Origin of the sequence: Methylobacterium radiodurans (assembly GCF_003173735.1) — a bacterium.
In the GTDB taxonomy this organism is placed as follows: domain Bacteria; phylum Pseudomonadota; class Alphaproteobacteria; order Rhizobiales; family Beijerinckiaceae; genus Methylobacterium; species Methylobacterium radiodurans.
Map to the genome: position 1 here is coordinate 5,274,770 of NZ_CP029551.1, position 17,337 is coordinate 5,292,106.

Below are 17,337 nucleotides of genomic sequence, written 5' to 3' on the forward strand. Positions count from 1 at the left end.
AGAGGAGATGCCCTGATGGCAGCCATACCCTCCCCCCTCACCGCGCCGCACGCGCCGGCCAAGCCCAAGCCGATCTACCGCACCCTGTACTTCCAAGTGCTGGTCGCGGTGGCGCTCGGCATCACGCTCGGCCACTTCTACCCGCAGCTCGGCGCCGACATGAAGCCGCTCGGCGACGCCTTCATCAAGCTCGTCAAGATGATCATCGCGCCGGTGATCTTCCTCACCGTCGTCTCCGGCATCGCCGGCATGACCAACCTCGAGAAGGTCGGCCGCGTCGGCGGCAAGGCGCTCGTCTACTTCATCACCTTCTCGACGCTGGCGCTGATCGTCGGCCTGATCGTGGCGAACCTCGTCCAGCCGGGCGCAGGGATGCACATCGATCCGAAGTCGCTCGACCCGAAGCAGATCGCGATGTACGCCGAGAAGGCGAAGACGCAGACGATCACCGACTTCCTGATGAACATCATCCCGTCGACCGCGGTCGGCGCGTTCTCGGGCGGTGAGATCCTTCAGGTCCTATTCTTCTCGGTGCTGTTCGGCTTCGGACTCGCCTTCCTGGGCGAGCGCGGCAAGCCGGTGCTCGACTTCATCAAGATCCTGTCCGAGGCGATCTTCGGCGTCGTCAACATCATCATGAAGGTCGCTCCCATCGGCGCCTTCGGCGCGATGGCCTTCACTATCGGCAAGTACGGCATCTCCTCGCTCGCCAACCTCGCCTACCTCGTCGGCGCCTTTTACCTGACTTCGGCGATCTTCGTCTTCCTCGTGCTCGGCGCGGTCGCCCGCTACAACGGCTTCTCGATCATCAAGCTCATCCGCTACATCAAGGAGGAGCTGCTCCTGGTGCTGGGCACCTCGTCCTCCGAGTCGGCCCTGCCCTCGCTGCTCGAGAAGATGGAGCGCGCGGGCTGCTCGAAGCCGGTCGTCGGCCTCGTCGTTCCCACGGGCTACTCGTTCAACCTCGACGGCACGAACATCTACATGACGATGGCGGCGCTGTTCATCGCCCAGGCCACCGACACCCCTCTCACGCTCGGCGAGCAGGGCCTGCTGCTTCTCGTCGCCATGCTCTCCTCGAAGGGCGCGGCGGGCGTGACCGGCTCGGGCTTCATCACCCTGGCCGCTACCCTTGCGGTGGTCCCCTCGGTGCCGGTCGTCGGCATGGCCCTCATCCTCGGCATCGACCGCTTCATGTCGGAGTGCCGCGCGCTGACGAACTTCATCGGCAACGCGGTGGCCTGCATCGTAGTCGCCCGCTGGGAGGGCGAGGTGGACGAGGAAGCGCTCGCTGCCACCCTCGGCTCCAAGGCCTCCGGCAAGCCGGCCCCGGCCCCGGCCCTTCAGCCGGCCGAGTAAGCGGTCGCGGCCGCCACCGCGCGGCCTCGCCCCCGACGAACGGAGCCCCGCGCCTCTCGGCGCGGGGTTCTTCGTTCGGGAAATCGGATTGGACGGCGGGCGTATCTCGCCGATGATCGGTCCCGGCGACTCAAAGCCGCTGGGGATGCCCGATGCAGCCCACCACCGCCCTCCGCGGCCTCGCCCGCGCCGTCCTGGCGCTCGTCTTTCCGCCGAGCTGCGCCGGCTGCGGCGGCGCGACGATGGACCCGGGCGCGCTCTGCTCGGATTGCTGGTCGTCGCTGCGGCTGATCGAGGCGCCGCTCTGTCCGCGCTACGGCACGCCGCTCGCCCTCGACCCCGGTATCGGCCCCCTCTTCTCGCCGCGCGCCATCGCGGACCCGCCGGTCTTCAACCGCGCCCGGGCGGTCGCGCTCTACGACGACACCGCGCGCCAACTCGTCCACCGGCTGAAATACGAGGACCGGCTCGATCTGGCGGTCGCGATGGCCCGCATGATGGCGGCGAGCGGGCGCGAGCTGCTGGCCGAGGCCGATTGCGTGGTGCCGGTGCCGCTGCACCGCTGGCGCCTGTGGCGCCGCCGCTTCAACCAGGCCGCGCTTCTGGCGCGGCCCGTCGCGCGGGGCGCCGGACTGCCCTTCGAGCCGCGGCTGCTCGCCCGGGTCCGGGCGACCCGCCCGCAGGTCGGCCTGAGTCGGGCGGGTCGCGCCGAGAATCTCCAGGGTGCCTTCCGGGTGCCGCCGGAGCGCCGGGCGACGCTGCAGGGCCGGCGGGTGCTCCTCGTGGACGACGTCACCACCACGGGCGCCACCGCCAACGCCGCCGCCCGGGCGCTGATCCGCGGCGGGGCGGCGGCTGTCGATCTCCTCACCTTCGCGCTGGTAGCCGAACCGCTGGGTTAGAGCGCTCTCAGCCGAAGTGGACGCCGGTTCGGCGCAAGAGAGCGCGCCAAGACAAGAGCTTGGAGCCGTTCTCGATCGCAACGCGATCGGGAACGGCTCCAGACCTCAGGCCGCATCCTCCTCGCTCAGGGCCGGCTGGATCACCGAGAGCGTGAAGTCGTAGGCTTCCGCAATGCCCTCGTACCAGAGCGAGAAGGGTGTCGCCTGGACGAGACGCAGGTCGCCCCGGGTCTCGGACGGGCCCCGGTGCAGGTCGGCGCCGAGCTTGGCCGCGAGCCGCAGCATCGGCTTGTTCCGGTCGAGGCAGCGCACGTGCAGGGTGCCGACGCCGCGGTTGCGCGCCGCGCGGGCGATGCGGCCGAAGAGGGCCGTGCCGATGCCCCGGCGCCGGTAGGCGCGCTCGACCGCGAAGGCGGCCTCGGCCTCGGCGCCGAGCATGAATCCGCCGCGCGGCGGCCCGGCCGGGCGCAATTCGCCGAGGCCGCGCAGCACCCCGTCCACGAAGGCGCCGATGACCAGGCCCTCGGCGGTCACGGCGCGCTCCGCGTAGGCGCGCACGCCGGCCTCGCCGACGGTGCCCATGAAGCGGTTGGCCCGGGTCTCGGGATCCAGCCGCAGGAAGTAATCGAGGACGGCCGGGCGGTCGCCCGGCCAGAGGCGCCGGATCGTGTGTCCGGGCGCCGCGTGTTCTGGCAGTGCCATTCAGGGTCTCCGGTCGACGGCGCGGCGGGCGCGCAGGATCGGACGTCCCTCCCAAAGCCAGGCAGATGTGGCACCGAATGCCGCGTTGTGCAATGCAGCAAACTGCGCGGTTGAACAGCCGAGCCATGCGCCCGGTTGCCTGTGCGTGAGACGGTCGGCCCCTACCGTCTCGCCCTCCGGCTTGATCGGCCACGGCCTGCGGGGCAGACCGGCGCCCGCGCCAATGCCTGAGCGCCAATGCCTGGACGTTGTGCGAGACCGGGCCCGGAGGCCGCACCGTGACATCGAGTTCGAGCCCGCAGCACCGCCCCGGGAGCGGCGCCGCCCCATCGGGGCCCGTGCAGCAGCGCTACGACGCCCTCGTCCGCTCGGGCGCGATCGAGCGCGACGCGGCCCAGGTCCAGGTGGTGCGCGCCCTCGACGAGCTTCTGCAGGCGCTCGCACGCCGGCAGCGCGCCCGCAAGGGCAGCGCTCTGGGCTGGCTCTTCGGCCGCAAGGAGCCCGCCGCGCCACCGCGCGGCCTCTACGTCTGGGGTTCGGTCGGGCGCGGCAAGACCATGCTGATGGACCTGTTCCACGAGGCAGCGCCCGGACCGAAGCGACGGGTGCATTTCCACGGCTTCCTGGCGGACGCGCACGAGCGCATCCACGCCTACCGGCAGGCGCTGAAGCGCGGCGAGGTGAAGGGCGACGACCCGATCGGCCCGGTCGCCGACGCGCTCGCGGGCGAGGCCAGCCTGCTCTGCTTCGACGAGTTCACGGTCACCGACATCGCCGACGCGATGATCCTGGGGCGCCTGTTCAAGGCCCTGTTCGCCCGCGGCGTGACCGTGGTGGCGACCTCGAACGTCGAGCCCGACCGGCTCTACGAGGGCGGCCTGAACCGGGCCCTCTTCCTGCCCTTCATCGCCGAGCTGACAGAGCGAGTCGCGGTGATGCGCCTCGATGCCCGCACCGATTTCCGCCTGGAGAAACTCGGCGGCGCTCCGGTCTACCATGTGCCGGCGGACGAGGCGGCCGCTGCCGCGCTCGACGCCGCATTCCGGAGTCTGACCGGCAAGGCGAAGGGGCAGCCGGGCAGCGTGCGGGTGCAGGGGCGCGACGTCCCGGTGCCGGAGGAGGCCGCGGGCGTCGCCCGGTTCGGCTTCCGCGATCTCTGCGCCCAGCCGCTCGGCGCCTCGGACTACATGGCGCTGGCCCGCCGCTTCCACACGCTGATCGTCTCGGACATCCCGGTGATGGGCGAGGACCAGCGCAATGAGGTCAAGCGCTTCATCACGCTCATCGACACGCTCTACGACGCGCAGGTGAAGCTCGTGGCTTCCGCCGAGGCCGAGGCGCAGAACCTCTACACCGCGCGCGAGGGCCGCGAGGCCTTCGAGTTCGACCGCACGGTCTCGCGCCTCATCGAGATGCGTTCCTCGGAATACCTCGCGCTGCCGCACGGCAAGGCCGAGCCCTCCGGATCGAGCACGGGCCTGGTGGAGACCTGAGGCGCCGCGACGGGGGTAGCGGAGTCGCTTCCGCTGGCGCGCGATCTATCTCCCGTCGGCCGATCCCCCACGCGACAGCCCATTCATGCCCGCTTCGATCTTCAGGCTGCGCCGCCCGCGCTGGCGCGGCGCCGGCCCCTTCGCCGCCCTGCTCGGCTCGCCCGCGGCCTTCGCGCTGCTGTTCGTGGCCTTCGTCGCCGGCGGCTGGAACTACGTCGCGGGCGAGGCGAACCGGGCCGAGGCCGCGGGCGGCACCGGCACGATCGCCAAGCTGGAACGTCTGCTCTCCGCGGTGAAGGATCTTGAGGCGAGCCAGCGCGGCTACGTCCTCGTCGGCAGCGACGAGCATATGGGCCCCTACAACCGGGCGCTCTCCGAGATCGAGACGGGACTGGCCGGGCTCGGCCGCACGGCGCAGGATCCTTTGCGAGCCGGCGCCCCCTCGCTCGCGGAGCTGATCGCGCGCAAGCGCGACTTCGCCGCCCGGGTGATCGCGGTGCGTCGCGGGCAGGGCTTCGAGCCTGCCACCGAGCTGGTGCGCACCGGCGACGGCATCACCCTGATGGAGGCGATCCGGGCCGAGGTGACCGGGATCGAGACCGCGACCGAGCGCCGGCTCGCGGAACTGCGGGCCGAGGAATCCCGCCGCTCGCTCCTGCTCTCGCTGCTCTCCGGAATCTGCGCGCTGGCGGCCATCGCGCTGCTCGCCCGCCTCGCCCTGGTGAGGCGCCGCGAGTCGCTGCGCATGTCGGCGCTGCTCGACGGCGTTCTGGCCAACGCGCCCGTCGGGCTCGGCTTCCTCGACCGCGACCTGAAGATCCGCCACATGAACCGGGCGCTGGCGCAGATGAGCGAGCGCGGCTTCGGCGCCGATCTCGGCGCGCCGATCTGGGCGATGCTGCCGACCCTGCAGGAGGAACTCGCTCCGAAGCTCGCCGCCGCGCTCGACGAGGGCCTCGTCACGCCCGACGTGCCGGTCGCCGTGCCGACGCCGAGCGCGCCGGGCGGCGTGCGCCGTTTCTCGATGAGCTTCTATCCCCTGCGCGGCAGCGGCGGCGAGGGCTCCCAGGTCGAGGGCGTCGGCCTCGTGGTGGTAGATGAGACGGTGCGCCACCTCGCCGAGGCGCGCCTGCGCCGGAGCGAGGAGCGCTTCCGCTCGCTGATCGAGGCGAGCGCCGCCATCGTCTGGACGGCGGCGCCCGGCGGCGGCCTGCACCCGCGCCAGACCGAGTGGACCCGTTTCACCGGCCAGGACGACGCAGCCTATGCGGGCCTCGGCTTCCTCGACGTGGTCCATCCGGAGGACCGCGAGCACACCCGCACGGCCTGGAACCGCGCCGTCACGACGCTCGCGCCCTACGAGGTGGAGCACCGCATCCGCCGACGCGACGGCGCCTACCGGGCGATGAGCGTGCGGGCGATGCCGATCCTGGAGGCGGACGGCTCGATCCGCGAATGGGTCGGCACCCACACGGACGTCACCGAGGCCAAGGCCGCCGAGGCCGCGATCCTCGCCGCCCGCGAGGCCGCCGAGGAGGCCAACCGCGCCAAGAGCCAGTTCCTGGCCAACATGAGCCACGAGCTGCGCACGCCGCTCTCGGCGGTCATCGGCTATTCCGAGATGCTGCAGGAGGAACTGGAGGATCTCGGCGAGCCGGACCTGATCGCCGACATGCGCAAGATCGAGGCGAACGCCCGCCACCTGCTCGGCCTGATCAACGACGTGCTCGACATCTCGAAGATCGAGGCCGACCGGGTCGAGATCTACGCAGAGACTTTCTCGGTCCCCCAGGTGGTCGAGGAGGTCGCCTCGACCGTCGAGGGCCTGATCGCGAAGAAGGGCAACACCCTCGCTCTCGACCTCGCCCCGGACCTCGGCAGCGCCCACACGGACGTGACGAAGCTCCGGCAATGCCTGATCAATCTGCTCAGCAACGCCGCGAAGTTTACCGAGAACGGCCGGATCACGCTGCGGGCGACCCGCGAGGTCGAGAGCCTGCGCTTCGCGATCACCGATACTGGCATCGGCATGGACGCGGAGCAGGTCGGGCGCCTGTTCCAGCGCTTCACCCAGGCCGATGCCTCGACCACGCGACGCTTCGGCGGGACCGGTCTCGGCCTGTCGATCACAAAGGCCTTCGCGGAGATGCTGGGCGGCGCGATCGCGGTGGCAAGCGAGCCGGGGCGGGGGACGACCTTCACGCTCACCCTGCCCCACAGCTTCCACGCTCCGGACGAGCCCGCGGCCGCGGATCCGCCCCCCGATGCCGGCGACGGCCGCACGATCCTGGTGATCGACGACGACGCGGCGACGCGGGACCTCCTCGCACGCTTCCTCGAGCGCGAGGGATTCCGGGTGGCGACCGCCGAGGACGGGCGGCAGGGCCTCGACCGAGCCCAGGCGTTACGTCCCCGCGCGATCCTGCTCGACGTGACCATGCCGCGCCTCGACGGCTGGGCCGTGCTGCGGGCGCTGCGGGCCGACCCGGAACTCGGGGCGACGCCGATCGTGATGGTGACGGTGCTCGACGAGCAGAACCTCGCCTTCTCTCTCGGGGCGACCGACTACCTGCAGAAGCCGATCGAGTGGGCGAGCCTGAAGGCGGTGACCGACCGCTTCCGCCCGGCGAGCGCCGAGGGGCCGATCCTCGTGGTGGACGACGACGCGGATGCCCGCGTGCGGGTCGTGGGCGCGCTGGAGCGCGAGGGCCTTCCGGTGCGCGAGGCCGAACATGGCGGACAGGCGCTGGAGGAGGCCGCGCGCGAGCGGCCGGGCCTCGTCCTGCTCGACCTGATGATGCCGGAGATGGACGGCTTCGCCTTCCTGCGCGCCTTCCGGGCCCGGCCTGACTGGGCGGAGGTGCCGGTCGTGGTGCTGACCGCGAAGGACATCACGGGAGAGGACCGGCGCCGGCTCGCCGGCCAGGCCGACCGGGTGATCAGCAAGGGCAGCCTCAGCCTCGCGGACCTCGCCCGCGCGGTGCGCGATCTCGTGGCTGAGCCGGCCGACGCGGCCTGACCCCTGCGCCGAGCGCTCCGGCTCAGCGCTCGGTGAGCTTCATCTCGATGCGCCGGTTGCGGGCATAGGCCTCGTCGCTCGTGCCCGCGTCGAGGGGCTGGAACTCGCCGAAGGCGCCGGCCAGCAGGTGCTGGGGCGGGATGCCCTTGCCCGCGAGGTACTGCACCACCGCGATCGCGCGCGCCGCCGAGAGCGCCCAGTTCGAGGGGAATTGCGCGCTCGCGATCGGGCGCGCGTCGGTGTGACCGTCGACGCGCAGCACCCAGGCGAGATCGGACGGGATCTGGCGGGCGAGGTCGGAGACCGCCGCGGCGATGCGGTCGAGTTCCGGCCCGGCCTCGGGCTTCAGCGCCGCCGAGCCCGCCGGGAACAGCACCTCGGATTGCAGCACGAAGCGGTCGCCGACGACGCGAATGTCCGGCCGCGAGCCGAGGATCTGGCGCAGGCGCCCGAAGAAGTCGGACCGGTAGCGGGCGAGTTCCTGCACCTTCTGGGCGAGCGCCACGTTCAGGCGGCTGCCGAGATCGGCGATGCGGGCCTGGGATTCGCGGTCGCGCTGCTCCGAGGCCGCGAGCGCGTCCTCCAGCGCCGCGAGCTGGCGGCGCATGGCGGCGAGCTGCTCGTTGAGGAGGTCGATCTGGCTGAGTGCCCGCCGCGTCGCGCCGCGCTCGGCCTGGAGCTGCCGGTCGAGCTCGCCCGCCTGTCCCCCCTGCGCGCCGCTCGCCTGCGCGTCCGCGCGGGCCTGGTCGCGCGCGCTCTCGGCGGCCGCGAGCGAGGAGCGCAGCGAGTCCAGCGTCGCCGCGTCGCCGCGGCGGTTCGAGCGCTCCAGCGCCAGGAGGTCGGTGAGGTCGGCGATCTGGCGGTTGAGGCGCGCCAGCATGGTGTCGCGGCCCGACAGCTCCTGCGAGACGAAGAACTGCCCGACCACGAAGACGGTCAGCAGGAAGACCACCGAGAGCAGAAGGGTGGCCAGCGCATCGACGTAGCCCGGCCAGACGTTGAGGCCGCGCTCGCGGCGGGCGGAGCGGGAGGCCACCGCCTAGACCCGCTCGCGCCCGAGCCGGTCGAGCACCTGCTTCAGCTCGCGCTCGCGGCTCGCCTGCGCCTCGACCCAGTCGCGGATCATCTGCTGCTCGGAGCGCATGTGCTGCACGAGGCCCTGGATGCCCTCGGCGAGGTTGGCCATGGCCTGCGCCGCCGCGCGGCCGTTGGCGCCCTCCTGGATCACCCCGGTCAGCCGATCGACCGCCTCCTGAAGCTCCCGCGCGCCCGTGCCCGGCGCGGCGGCCAGCGGGGCGGCCGTCTCGGTCCCGGAGGTCAGCCAATCCTCCAGCTCGTTGTGGAAGCGTGCATGCGCCTGCCCCGCCTGGAGATCGAGGAAGCCGATGACGAGCGAGCCCGCGAGGCCGAAGAGCGAGGCCGAGAAGGCGAGGCCGATGCCCGACAGCGGCACCGCAAGCCCGTTCTTCAGCTCGTCGAACATCACGGCGGCGTCGCCCCCGCCGCGCATCGAGCGGATCACGGAGCCCACCGCCGAGAGCGTGTCGATGAGGCCCCAGAACGTGCCGAGCAGGCCCAGCAGGATGAGCAGGCCCGCGATGTAGCGCAGGATGTCGCGGCCCTCGTCGAGCCGGGCCGCCACCGTGTCGAGGAAGGCCCGGGTGCCGGGCAGCGTCGCGCCCTCGGCCCGCGCGGCGACGGCCGGCTCCAGGGGCTTCAGCAGGTGCGGCGCCCGCGCCTGCCCGCCGCCCGCGACCGCGTTGACGTAGGTGGCCTCGCGGAACAGGCGCAGCACCTGCCCGAAGGCCAGGAGCACCGCGATCAGCAGCACGCCGAGGATCAGCCCGTTGAGGCCGGGATTGGCCAGGAAGGCCGGCGTGATCTGCCGGAACAGCACGAAGGCCAGGAAGCCGATGAGGACGAGGAAGACCAGCATCCGCACGAGGTAGATGCCGGGCTTCGTGATCACCGGTCCGGCCGGTCTTGGCTCGGCCGGGGGCCTCGTGGCGGTGGGGAGGGCGGCCATCGGTCGCGTCTCGCGGCTCGTGTTGGGCGCGCGGGCGCCGGTCGGGCCGGCACTGTGGCGGCAGCGTCCCGGGCGATCAAGCCGCGCCGGCTGCGGTGAAGGCGCCTAATCCCACGCTTTCGGCCAGGTCTCCTCCAGGTGCGGCCCGATCCGCACGGCCCAGGCGCCGCGGGCGAGCCCCTTCGCGTCGGTCTCGACCGCGATGCCGCAGAGCGTGCCCTCCCCACCCGCGACCTCCCAGCGGGAGCCCGGCGTCTTCTGCAGGAAGCGGCGGATCGGCTCGTCCTTCTGCATGCCGAGCACGGAATCGTAGTCGCCGCACATGCCCGCATCAGACATGTAGGCGGTGCCGCCGGGCAGCACCCGGTGGTCGGCGGTCGGCGCGTGGGTGTGGGTGCCGACGACGAGGCTGGCCCGCCCGTCGAGGAAGTGCCCGAAGGCCTGCTTCTCGCTCGTCGCCTCGGCGTGGACGTCCACGATCACGGCGTCGGCCGCCTCACCGAGGGGGCAGGCCGAGAGCTCGCGCTCGACCGCCGCGAAGGGGTCGTCCATCGCGTCCATGAAGACGCGGCCCATCACGTTGACCACGAGGACGCGCGCGCCCGTGCGGGTCTCCACGATGCAGGCGCCGCGCCCGGGCGTGCCAGGCGGGTAGTTGGCCGGGCGCACCAGCCGCTCCTGGCGGTTGATGAAGACCAGGGCCTCGCGCTGGTCGAAGCTGTGGTTGCCGAGCGTTACCGCGTCGGCTCCCGCCTGGAGCAGTTCGTCGCAGACCGTCTCGGTGATGCCGAAGCCGTGCGCGGCGTTCTCGCCGTTGATCACCACGCAATCGAGCCGCCAGCGCTCGCGCAACCGGGGCAGGTGCTCGGCGACGACGGAGCGGCCGGGACGCCCGACGACGTCGCCGAGGAAGAGCAGGCGCATGGTGATCCGTGGTTCTGAACGCGGGGTGCTACGACGTTAGGCCCGTTCGCGCGCCAGCGGAACCGGCCCGTCCTCGGTGACGACGTGGTCGAGGGGCCGATCGTGCGGCTCGGCCGGCACGTGGTCCACCTCCTGGCAGGCGAAGGCGATGCCGACGGTGAGAACCGGATGCAGGGCGGAGAGCCGGGTGATAGCACCATCGTAGTAGCCGCGGCCGTAGCCGATGCGCTGGCCCTGCCGGTCGAAGGCGGCGAGCGGCACCACGAGGGCGTCGGGGTCGAGCGGCGGCAGGTCGGCGCGGGGCTCCGAGAGGCCGAAGCCGCCCTTCACCAGCGCCTCGCCGACGCACCACTCGCGGAAGACGAGGCCCTCGGGCGTGACCTGCGGCAGCACCACGCGCTGCCCGCGGGCGAACAGGCCCTCGGCGATCGGGCGCGGGTCGATCTCGCTGCGGATCGGCCAGAAGGCACCGACGAGGCGGGCCTGGGCCAGAGCCGGCATCGCCAGGACAGCCTCGGCGACGCGACGGGACGCCGTCTCGCGATGATCCGCCGAGAGGGCGTCGCGACGGGCGAGCGCGGCGCGGCGCAGCTCGGCTTTCGGATTTTGGGGAGCGGGGTGCGGAGCCACGTGAGCCGTTGGAGGATCGATCCCGGGAAACCTACAGCGTAGGTGGGCGCCGTGTTGGCCAAGTCCACGGACGAGGCCAGGAACAGCTCCCGAGGGAGTCGATAAGGCCCCGGGGAAAAGTTCTCCTGACGAACTCTGCAGCCCCGCCCACACCATGTAGCGACCTGGACGGCGGCGCGCCAGGGGCCGTTGCACCGGCGCCCGTTGTTTCTTTCCGGCGGACCTTCATTTACCACCCGCGCGACGAGAACGCCCCGCCCCTCGGTAGGGCATCGCGCGGCGCGTACCGGAAGACCATGAGCCAGCAGACGAGCGCGGAGCACGCCCCCGCGGACCAAGCCCCCCGATCCGCCGAGAGCGCGACGGAGGTCGCGGCGTTGCCCGGCGCGCGCCTGATCCTTGCATCGGCCTCGCCGCGCCGTCTCGCCCTGCTGCAGCAGATCGGCATCGAGCCGGATGCCCTCCTGCCCGCCGACGTCGACGAGACGCCGCGGAAGGCAGAGGCGCCCCGCGACCTCGCCAAGCGCCTGGCCCGCGAGAAGCTCGCCGAGGCGGAGGCCGCGATGCGCCGGGCCGGCAGCGACGCACCCACTTGGCTGATCTCCGCCGATACGGTTGTGGCGGTAGGCCGGCGCGTATTGCCGAAGGCCGAGCTGCCCGACGAGGCGGCCGACTGCCTGCGCCTGCTCTCGGGGCGGCAGCACCGGGTCTACACGGCAGTGTGCCTGCTCACCCCGCGCGGCGGGCGGCGCGAGCGGTTGGTCGAGAGCCGGGTACGCTTCAAGCGCCTCTCGGGCCGGGAGATCGAAGGGTATCTCGGTTCTGGCGAGTGGCGGGGGAAGGCCGGCGGCTACGCCATCCAGGGATTGGCCAGCGCCTTCGTGGTGAAACTCGTCGGCTCCTACAGCGCGGTCGTCGGGCTGCCGCTCTACGAGACGGCGAGCCTGCTGGAGGGCGAGGGCTTTCCGGTCCGGGCGCGCTGGGGGGCGATGGCATGAGCACGCGCGAGGCGCCAGCCCCCTGCCCGATCTGCGGGAAGCCCGCCGCTCCGGCCTTCCGGCCCTTCTGCTCGCAGCGCTGCGCCGACGTCGATCTCGGTCGCTGGCTCAGCGACCGCTACGTGATCCCCGGCGAGGACCAGGACGACACCGGCCCACCCCCGCACGACGACCAGACCGAGAAAACGTGACGTGAGAGAAATCGTAACGGGACCATCACGGAGGCTAGACAGGACCAGAAACGCCCTCTATACGACCGCCATCCGACGCCGCCACGCGGTGCGGATGTCGCCCAGGTAGCTCAGTTGGTAGAGCATGCGACTGAAAATCGCAGTGTCGGTGGTTCGATTCCGCCCCTGGGCACCATTCTAATCCCCTTTCAAATTAACAGGTTGTACGCGCCCCGCCCCGTGAGGCGCGTTACCGCGGTTTCCGCGTCTGTTACCGCGCACCGTTTTTAACCTGTTCTGCGCGTCGGCGCTGGGCCCGCAGCTCGGCGACGAGCCCCGACTGCACCACCGCTCCCCGGTTGTAGAGCATCGTCGTCGCCATCTGCGTGTGGGTGGCCGTACGCATGACGTCAGCCGGGGCCGCGCCCGCTTCGAACGCCTCCGACACTGCGCCTGCTCGGCTGTCCATATTCCACACGGCGTCCGGCCAGCCAGCGGCGCGCGCGATCTTGCGGAAGGTGCGAGAGAAGTGCGCCTTCTTCCACGGCAGGCCGGAGCGCTCGTCGAGGACGATCGGCCCGACGCCGCACGGGGGCAGCTCGGCCAGGACGTCGGGGTGCAGCCGCAGGTCGTGCTCGGCGATCTCCGACCCGTTCGACTTCGAGGTCGGCTTGGCGAGCCGCAGCGCCGCGTCGATGTGGCTCCACATCAGGCCCCACTCCCAGACCCAGGCGCCCGCCGTGATCGCTCCGCTGATCGCCGCGCGGGCTTCCGCAGTCGGCTTGATCCACTCGCCAATCACGTCCTTCTGGCGCAGGCTCAGCTCGAACTGCAGTGTGACGGCGAGCGCGATGCTCGGCCGGCCGGCCTCGTGCGCGGCTTTGCGCAGCGCCACGATCTGCTCGTAGATCGGACGCAGCTTGCGGGCCTTGGGCGCCCGGAACTCGGTCTTGGCCAGGACCTAGGCCAGCTCGAGGCAGGACCGGTCGCGCAGCTCGCACCCGTAGCTCACCACGCGCCGCAGCGTCTGAATGCAGGCGTAGGCGCCGCGCTGCCCCAGCGTCTCGGTCCAGGTCTTGTGCCAGCGCCGCACATCCCGGCCGACGATGTCGCGCAGGTGCGCGTCACCCGCGAGGTCAACGAGGATGCGGATGTAGCGGCTGTAGAAGATGCGCGTGTCCTGGCGCCGCTCGTGGATCGGCGAATCGGGGTCCGTCTCGAACGCACGGCAGAGCCATTCCAGCGTGCCGATCTCGGCTGCGTTGCGCGCCGGCATCCGCCCGGCGGCCCATTCGAGCATTTCGGAGTGGAGCACCGCGCAGCGGGCGGCGATCTCGTCCGAGGGCCAATCGCCGAACAGGCGCACCGTCTTGGGCGCGTAGCCGGCCTTCACCAGCTTCTCGTCAGCGACCCATACTTATCCGTAACATTCGATATCTTGGCAATTTTGCCAAATTCTCGCGGCGGCGTGGAAGTACGATATATGCAAATTATCCAGCTTTCGAGAGATCAAGACTTTTGACGACCATCAATAGCACTATCTAATATGATATGTGGAATGGCATAGAGTCCTGGCTCTGCCTCATCTCCGCCGCGATTTCGGCGGCCTTGATCGCACGTTGCCGCAGCGCAAGACGATCGCGCTCGGCGCCGTGCTCGGGCTCTAGGTGGTCGGTGTTGGGGTAATGCTCGTTCTGGCGGCCGTGCAGCGTGAGGTGGAGCGCCGCCGCAGGCCGCCGGTGTGAACCTTCCGCTCTTCGGTAGGTTGGCACAGCATCCCATGAGACACCTTAGCCCGCCCGGCCCCGCCGCGGCGGGCTTTTTCATTCCTAATATCGTCAAGCTGTCGGGACATCGATCGCAAGCGTCGCACCGTGCTGACGGGAACGGTTTGCTCGTCCTTGCCGTTGCGTGGCCGCGCCGCGTGAGGAGACCAACGACGCGGCCCTGAAGCTGGTCCAGACAAGGAAGCGCCCCATGAACAAGCTCATTCGGAGCACGATGACTGCTGCCCTGCTGACAGCAGGCGCCACGATGGCTCTCGCTCAGGGGGGCGGGGCAGGCGGAGCCGGCGGCGGCGCCGGTGGCGGCGCTGGTCCGGGTGCGGGAGCAGCGGGTGGCGGAGCGGGCGTCGGTGCTGGTGCAGGCGGCGGAGCGGGTCCAGGCGGCGCAGGCGGCGCCCGTATGGGCGGCGGAGCGTCCGGCGGTGAGGCCGGTGGTATGCTGGGTGGCGGTGCAGCAAGCGAACCGCGCGGCGGCAGCGAGGGTCGTCCAGCGGCGGGCGCAGCGGGCGAGCGGGGTGGAGCTGCCGATCGAGATGGCGCCGAACGCAGTGCGCCCGGTGACCGTCCCGGCGGGGCGCAGCGTGGCGAGCGTGAAGACGGACCCGGCCGCGCTGGCGCCCGTGAAGACGGCCGCGGTTCGGCGCGGGGCAACGACGAACGCGGTGGCGCTGATGCGCGAAACGGTCGGGCAGAGCGCGGTGAACGCGGCGCGGCTCGCGGCGCGGTTAACCGCCTGGGTAGCAGCGAGCGGACCGAGTTTCGCCAGTCGATCACCCGCGTGGGTGTGAGCCGCGTCACCAACGTCAACTTCAGTCTGAACGTCGGCACGGCCATCCCGCGCTCGGTCACGCTGCACCGGCTTCCTCCCGCCATTGTGACCTTGGTGCCGGCCTATGAAGGCTACAGCTTCATTCTCGTACGAGACGACATCGTCATCATCGACCCCGACACCTACGAGATCGTGGATGTCATCCCTGCATAGCATCGCGTGAAGGCGCGTTCCCCACCGACAGGGCCCTGACACACCTCCATTAGCCCGCCCGGTTCGCCGCAGCGGGCTTTTTCGTGCGACTGCGCTACTTCCGTTCAAAGTCAAGCCAAAGGGTAGCCGATGCGGATCCTGCGAACCTGTACCTCTCGTCACCTCCGCGGCGCCGCTGTCGGCGTTCTTCTCGTTCTCTCCGCCTCTTCCGGAACGCTCGCTCAGGGCACACCACCGGCGGCACCGTCCGCGATGCCCGATCCCGCAACCCTGAAGGCTGCCCGCGAGGTCGTCACGCAGATGCAGGGAGACCGGACAACGACCCTCAACTCCATGTCGGGACCGATGGTCGCCATGATGCAGCAGATGGGGATCAAGGAGCAGGATCGCGCTCAGGTGCTCGTTCAGGAGGTCGTCCTTCCGATGCTGACAGCGCGCTACGACGATCTCCTCGACATCCAGGCGCGCAGCTTCGCAGGCGTGCTCTCGAAGGAGGATCTGCAGGCGATCGGCGCCTTCTACGGCACTCCGGCCGGCAAGCGGCTCGCCGCCGCTCAGCCCCAGCTTGCCCAAGCGCAGCTCACCGGAATGACGCAGTGGATGGGCCAGATGATGCCCGAGATGCAAACGAAGCTCACGCAGGCCATCAAGGCGCACGGCTGGGGGCCTGGGGGCAAAGCCAAGTGACCTTCTGAGCTCAGAACCTACTCAGCCCGCCCGATCCCACGGCGGTGGGCTTCACTTGTCTGGGTTTGGAGCGGGTGGGACGACGCTGCCCCGCCGCCGATCAAGGGGTACCTGACCGTCGCCTAATTCACCCGCATAGCCATCAGGATATGCTGCGCCTCAGGGCAAGCAACTGCGCCTCCGGCTCACCCCTGCTGCGAAGCCCGCCCGGCCCCGCCGCGGCAAGCTTTTTCGTTCCTGCACACGCGGACGTGATGCCGGTTTCGACGAGCCATTAACGACGCCGTGCGATTGGATTCTCGCCCCTCTCAAGATTTGCGGCGCACACCCCACAGGAGGCTCGCCGATGCTGAGAGCTGATCGACTGAAAGCCTCGCGATAGCATGGCGGCGGACAAGGACCCGGACGCGCGGACCGTCGCGGAGCAAGCGAGCAACCTCGCAGCGCTGTGCCCCCAGGCCGTGTTCTCGACAGATCCGTTCCCTGAACGCGAGCGGTTCGACGCTTGGCGCTCGCTGATCGGGCTCACCCACGAGCTCTCGACGCAGGAGGCCGACTTCGCGGCGCGCCTGCGCTCGACGCAACTCGGTGAGATGCTGGTCCATGTGATGGACGCCTCGTCGCAGGCCGTCCACCGCGCACCGGAGCGGGTCAGGCGGGACGGTCTCGACCACTTCGTGCTCCACCTCAGCACCCACGCCCAGGGTGCCACTGAGGGGGATCGCGAACTCTTCATCCCGGCGGGTGCGGTCAGCATCAACGACGTGTCGCGTCCGCACCGCAGGCTTGCCGCACCCGAGCGAGGATCGCTCATCGTGAGCCTGCCGCGCGACTTCGTCTCCCAGGCGGTCGCGAACACCGATGCGCTGCACGGGCAGGTTCTGCACCACGGCATGGGCGGCCTGCTGCGCGACCACATCGTCGCGCTGGCAAGCCATGCCGGGCGCGTGACGCGCGCGGCCGCCCCGGACCTCTCGTTGGCCACAGTGCGCATGCTGGCCGCCTGCGTGAACCCCTCCTCGGACAACCTGGAGCAGGCTCGTCCCTCGCTCGACGCGGCCCTGGTCGTGCGGGCGAAGCGTTACATCGAGGCGCATCTCGGCTCCCCGAACCTGACCCCGGCCGCCCTCTGCCGCGCGCTCCATGTCTCGCGGGCGACCTTGTTTCGGGCGTTCCAGCCGCTCGACGGCGTCGCAGCCTACATCGGCCGGCGCCGCCTCGAGGCCGTCCGGCGCGCCCTGCTCACCGGCTCCCCGGACCCGATCGCCACCATCGGTCACCGCTACGGGTTCACGAACGGCACGCACCTCAGCCGCGGCTTCCGTCGCCAGTTCGGGATGAGCCCGACCGAATTCAGAGCGAACCGGGAACGTGACCATCTCACCGCCGTGGCTCGCCCCCCCTCGACAGGGCGGCTTTTCAGCGACTGGGTGCAGAGGCACGGTTAACGGGTTGTCGAGCGCCAAAAGTTCCTGAGAGCCCGCATTTTGGGACGCTCGGTCAAGGAATGGGACGCTCAGTCTAGTGGAGGCCGCGCTCTTCCGTATTAAAATCTTCGGACGGGATCTGACGCGGGAACGACTGCCAGCCACTACGCTCAGGAGCGGAGCGAAGCGGCTCACAGGCGGCGATGTCGCATTGTGATCGGTGTCGGATCGCCA

General features: G+C 70.7%; 17 protein-coding genes, 1 tRNA gene and 1 other RNA gene. 11 read left to right on the forward strand and 8 right to left on the reverse strand.

Going from position 1 to position 17,337, the window contains the following annotated elements:
* Nucleotides 1-15 precede the first annotated feature (15 nt).
* Entirely contained in the window at nt 16-1,359 is a 1,344-nt protein-coding gene (locus DK427_RS24740; protein WP_109953702.1) for a dicarboxylate/amino acid:cation symporter, read from the forward strand.
* Between the two features lie 152 nt (nt 1,360-1,511).
* Nucleotides 1,512-2,261, forward strand: a complete 750-nt coding sequence (locus tag DK427_RS24745) for a ComF family protein (RefSeq protein ID WP_109953703.1) — start codon at nt 1,512-1,514, stop codon at nt 2,259-2,261.
* Between the two features lie 105 nt (nt 2,262-2,366).
* Here the strand turns inward: DK427_RS24745 and DK427_RS24750 are convergent, their stop codons facing one another.
* Nucleotides 2,367-2,963, reverse strand: coding sequence for a GNAT family N-acetyltransferase (locus DK427_RS24750; protein ID WP_109953704.1), 597 nt, complete (start codon nt 2,961-2,963; stop codon nt 2,367-2,369).
* A gap of 278 nt (nt 2,964-3,241) precedes the next feature.
* Between DK427_RS24750 and zapE the strand changes: the two genes are divergently transcribed.
* Nucleotides 3,242-4,456 carry a cell division protein ZapE gene (gene zapE, locus DK427_RS24755; RefSeq protein ID WP_109953705.1) on the forward strand — a complete coding sequence of 405 codons (1,215 nt, stop codon included), beginning with the start codon at nt 3,242-3,244 and terminating at the stop codon, nt 4,454-4,456.
* A gap of 85 nt (nt 4,457-4,541) precedes the next feature.
* Nucleotides 4,542-7,475: a response regulator gene (locus DK427_RS24760; RefSeq protein WP_109953706.1), complete on the forward strand. Its 2,934-nt coding sequence runs from the start codon at nt 4,542-4,544 to the stop codon at nt 7,473-7,475.
* 22 nt (nt 7,476-7,497) lie between these two features.
* Here DK427_RS24760 and DK427_RS24765 read toward each other — a convergent pair whose 3' ends face one another.
* From DK427_RS24765 to ssrS, 5 genes are all read right to left on the reverse strand, one after another.
* Nucleotides 7,498-8,511 (reverse strand): peptidoglycan -binding protein, encoded by a 1,014-nt coding sequence (locus tag DK427_RS24765; RefSeq protein WP_109953707.1) that lies wholly within the window; start codon nt 8,509-8,511, stop codon nt 7,498-7,500.
* 3 nt (nt 8,512-8,514) lie between these two features.
* Entirely contained in the window at nt 8,515-9,501 is a 987-nt protein-coding gene (locus DK427_RS24770) for a MotA/TolQ/ExbB proton channel family protein (protein ID WP_109953708.1), read from the reverse strand.
* Between the two features lie 105 nt (nt 9,502-9,606).
* Nucleotides 9,607-10,425 (reverse strand): TIGR00282 family metallophosphoesterase, encoded by an 819-nt coding sequence (locus DK427_RS24775; protein WP_109953709.1) that lies wholly within the window; start codon nt 10,423-10,425, stop codon nt 9,607-9,609.
* A gap of 36 nt (nt 10,426-10,461) precedes the next feature.
* Nucleotides 10,462-11,055, reverse strand: coding sequence for a 5-formyltetrahydrofolate cyclo-ligase (locus DK427_RS24780; RefSeq protein WP_109953710.1), 594 nt, complete (start codon nt 11,053-11,055; stop codon nt 10,462-10,464).
* Nucleotides 11,045-11,202, reverse strand: a non-coding RNA gene (ssrS, locus tag DK427_RS24785) — 6S RNA. The genes DK427_RS24780 and ssrS overlap by 11 nt, the downstream gene beginning before the upstream one ends.
* A 149-nt stretch (nt 11,203-11,351) precedes the next feature.
* On the opposite strand from ssrS, the gene DK427_RS24790 reads away from it, so the two are divergent.
* The 3 genes from DK427_RS24790 to DK427_RS24800 all read left to right on the forward strand — a co-directional run bounded on the left by DK427_RS24790 (nt 11,352) and on the right by DK427_RS24800 (nt 12,419).
* Nucleotides 11,352-12,053: a Maf-like protein gene (locus DK427_RS24790; protein WP_109953711.1), complete on the forward strand. Its 702-nt coding sequence runs from the start codon at nt 11,352-11,354 to the stop codon at nt 12,051-12,053.
* Nucleotides 12,050-12,244 carry a DNA gyrase inhibitor YacG gene (locus tag DK427_RS24795; RefSeq protein ID WP_109953712.1) on the forward strand — a complete coding sequence of 65 codons (195 nt, stop codon included), beginning with the start codon at nt 12,050-12,052 and terminating at the stop codon, nt 12,242-12,244. The genes DK427_RS24790 and DK427_RS24795 overlap by 4 nt, the downstream gene beginning before the upstream one ends.
* 99 nt (nt 12,245-12,343) lie before the next feature.
* A tRNA-Phe gene (locus DK427_RS24800) sits at nt 12,344-12,419 on the forward strand.
* Nucleotides 12,420-12,494: 75 nt separating this feature from the next.
* Here the strand turns inward: DK427_RS24800 and DK427_RS27270 are convergent.
* Together DK427_RS27270 and DK427_RS27275 are read right to left on the reverse strand one after the other, a co-directional pair.
* Nucleotides 12,495-13,118: a site-specific integrase gene (locus DK427_RS27270; RefSeq protein ID WP_109953713.1), complete on the reverse strand. Its 624-nt coding sequence runs from the start codon at nt 13,116-13,118 to the stop codon at nt 12,495-12,497.
* A 66-nt stretch (nt 13,119-13,184) separates the two neighbouring features.
* On the reverse strand, nt 13,185-13,616 hold the full coding sequence (locus DK427_RS27275; protein WP_245930706.1) for a hypothetical protein: 432 nt from the start codon (nt 13,614-13,616) through the stop codon (nt 13,185-13,187).
* A 690-nt stretch (nt 13,617-14,306) separates the two neighbouring features.
* On the opposite strand from DK427_RS27275, the gene DK427_RS27450 reads away from it, so the two are divergent.
* The 4 genes from DK427_RS27450 to DK427_RS24825 all read left to right on the forward strand — a co-directional run bounded on the left by DK427_RS27450 (nt 14,307) and on the right by DK427_RS24825 (nt 17,124).
* The gene (locus DK427_RS27450; protein ID WP_342772535.1) at nt 14,307-14,795 is read left to right on the forward strand and encodes a hypothetical protein; all 489 of its coding nucleotides are present in this window, start codon (nt 14,307-14,309) and stop codon (nt 14,793-14,795) included.
* Complete coding sequence (locus DK427_RS27455) at nt 14,786-14,989, forward strand: DUF1236 domain-containing protein (RefSeq protein ID WP_342772536.1); 204 nt, start codon at nt 14,786-14,788, stop codon at nt 14,987-14,989. The genes DK427_RS27450 and DK427_RS27455 overlap by 10 nt, the downstream gene beginning before the upstream one ends.
* Before the next feature lie 252 nt (nt 14,990-15,241).
* Nucleotides 15,242-15,676 (forward strand): DUF2059 domain-containing protein, encoded by a 435-nt coding sequence (locus DK427_RS24820; RefSeq protein ID WP_245930707.1) that lies wholly within the window; start codon nt 15,242-15,244, stop codon nt 15,674-15,676.
* A 383-nt stretch (nt 15,677-16,059) separates the two neighbouring features.
* Entirely contained in the window at nt 16,060-17,124 is a 1,065-nt protein-coding gene (locus DK427_RS24825; protein WP_109953717.1) for a helix-turn-helix domain-containing protein, read from the forward strand.
* Nucleotides 17,125-17,337 lie beyond the last annotated feature (213 nt).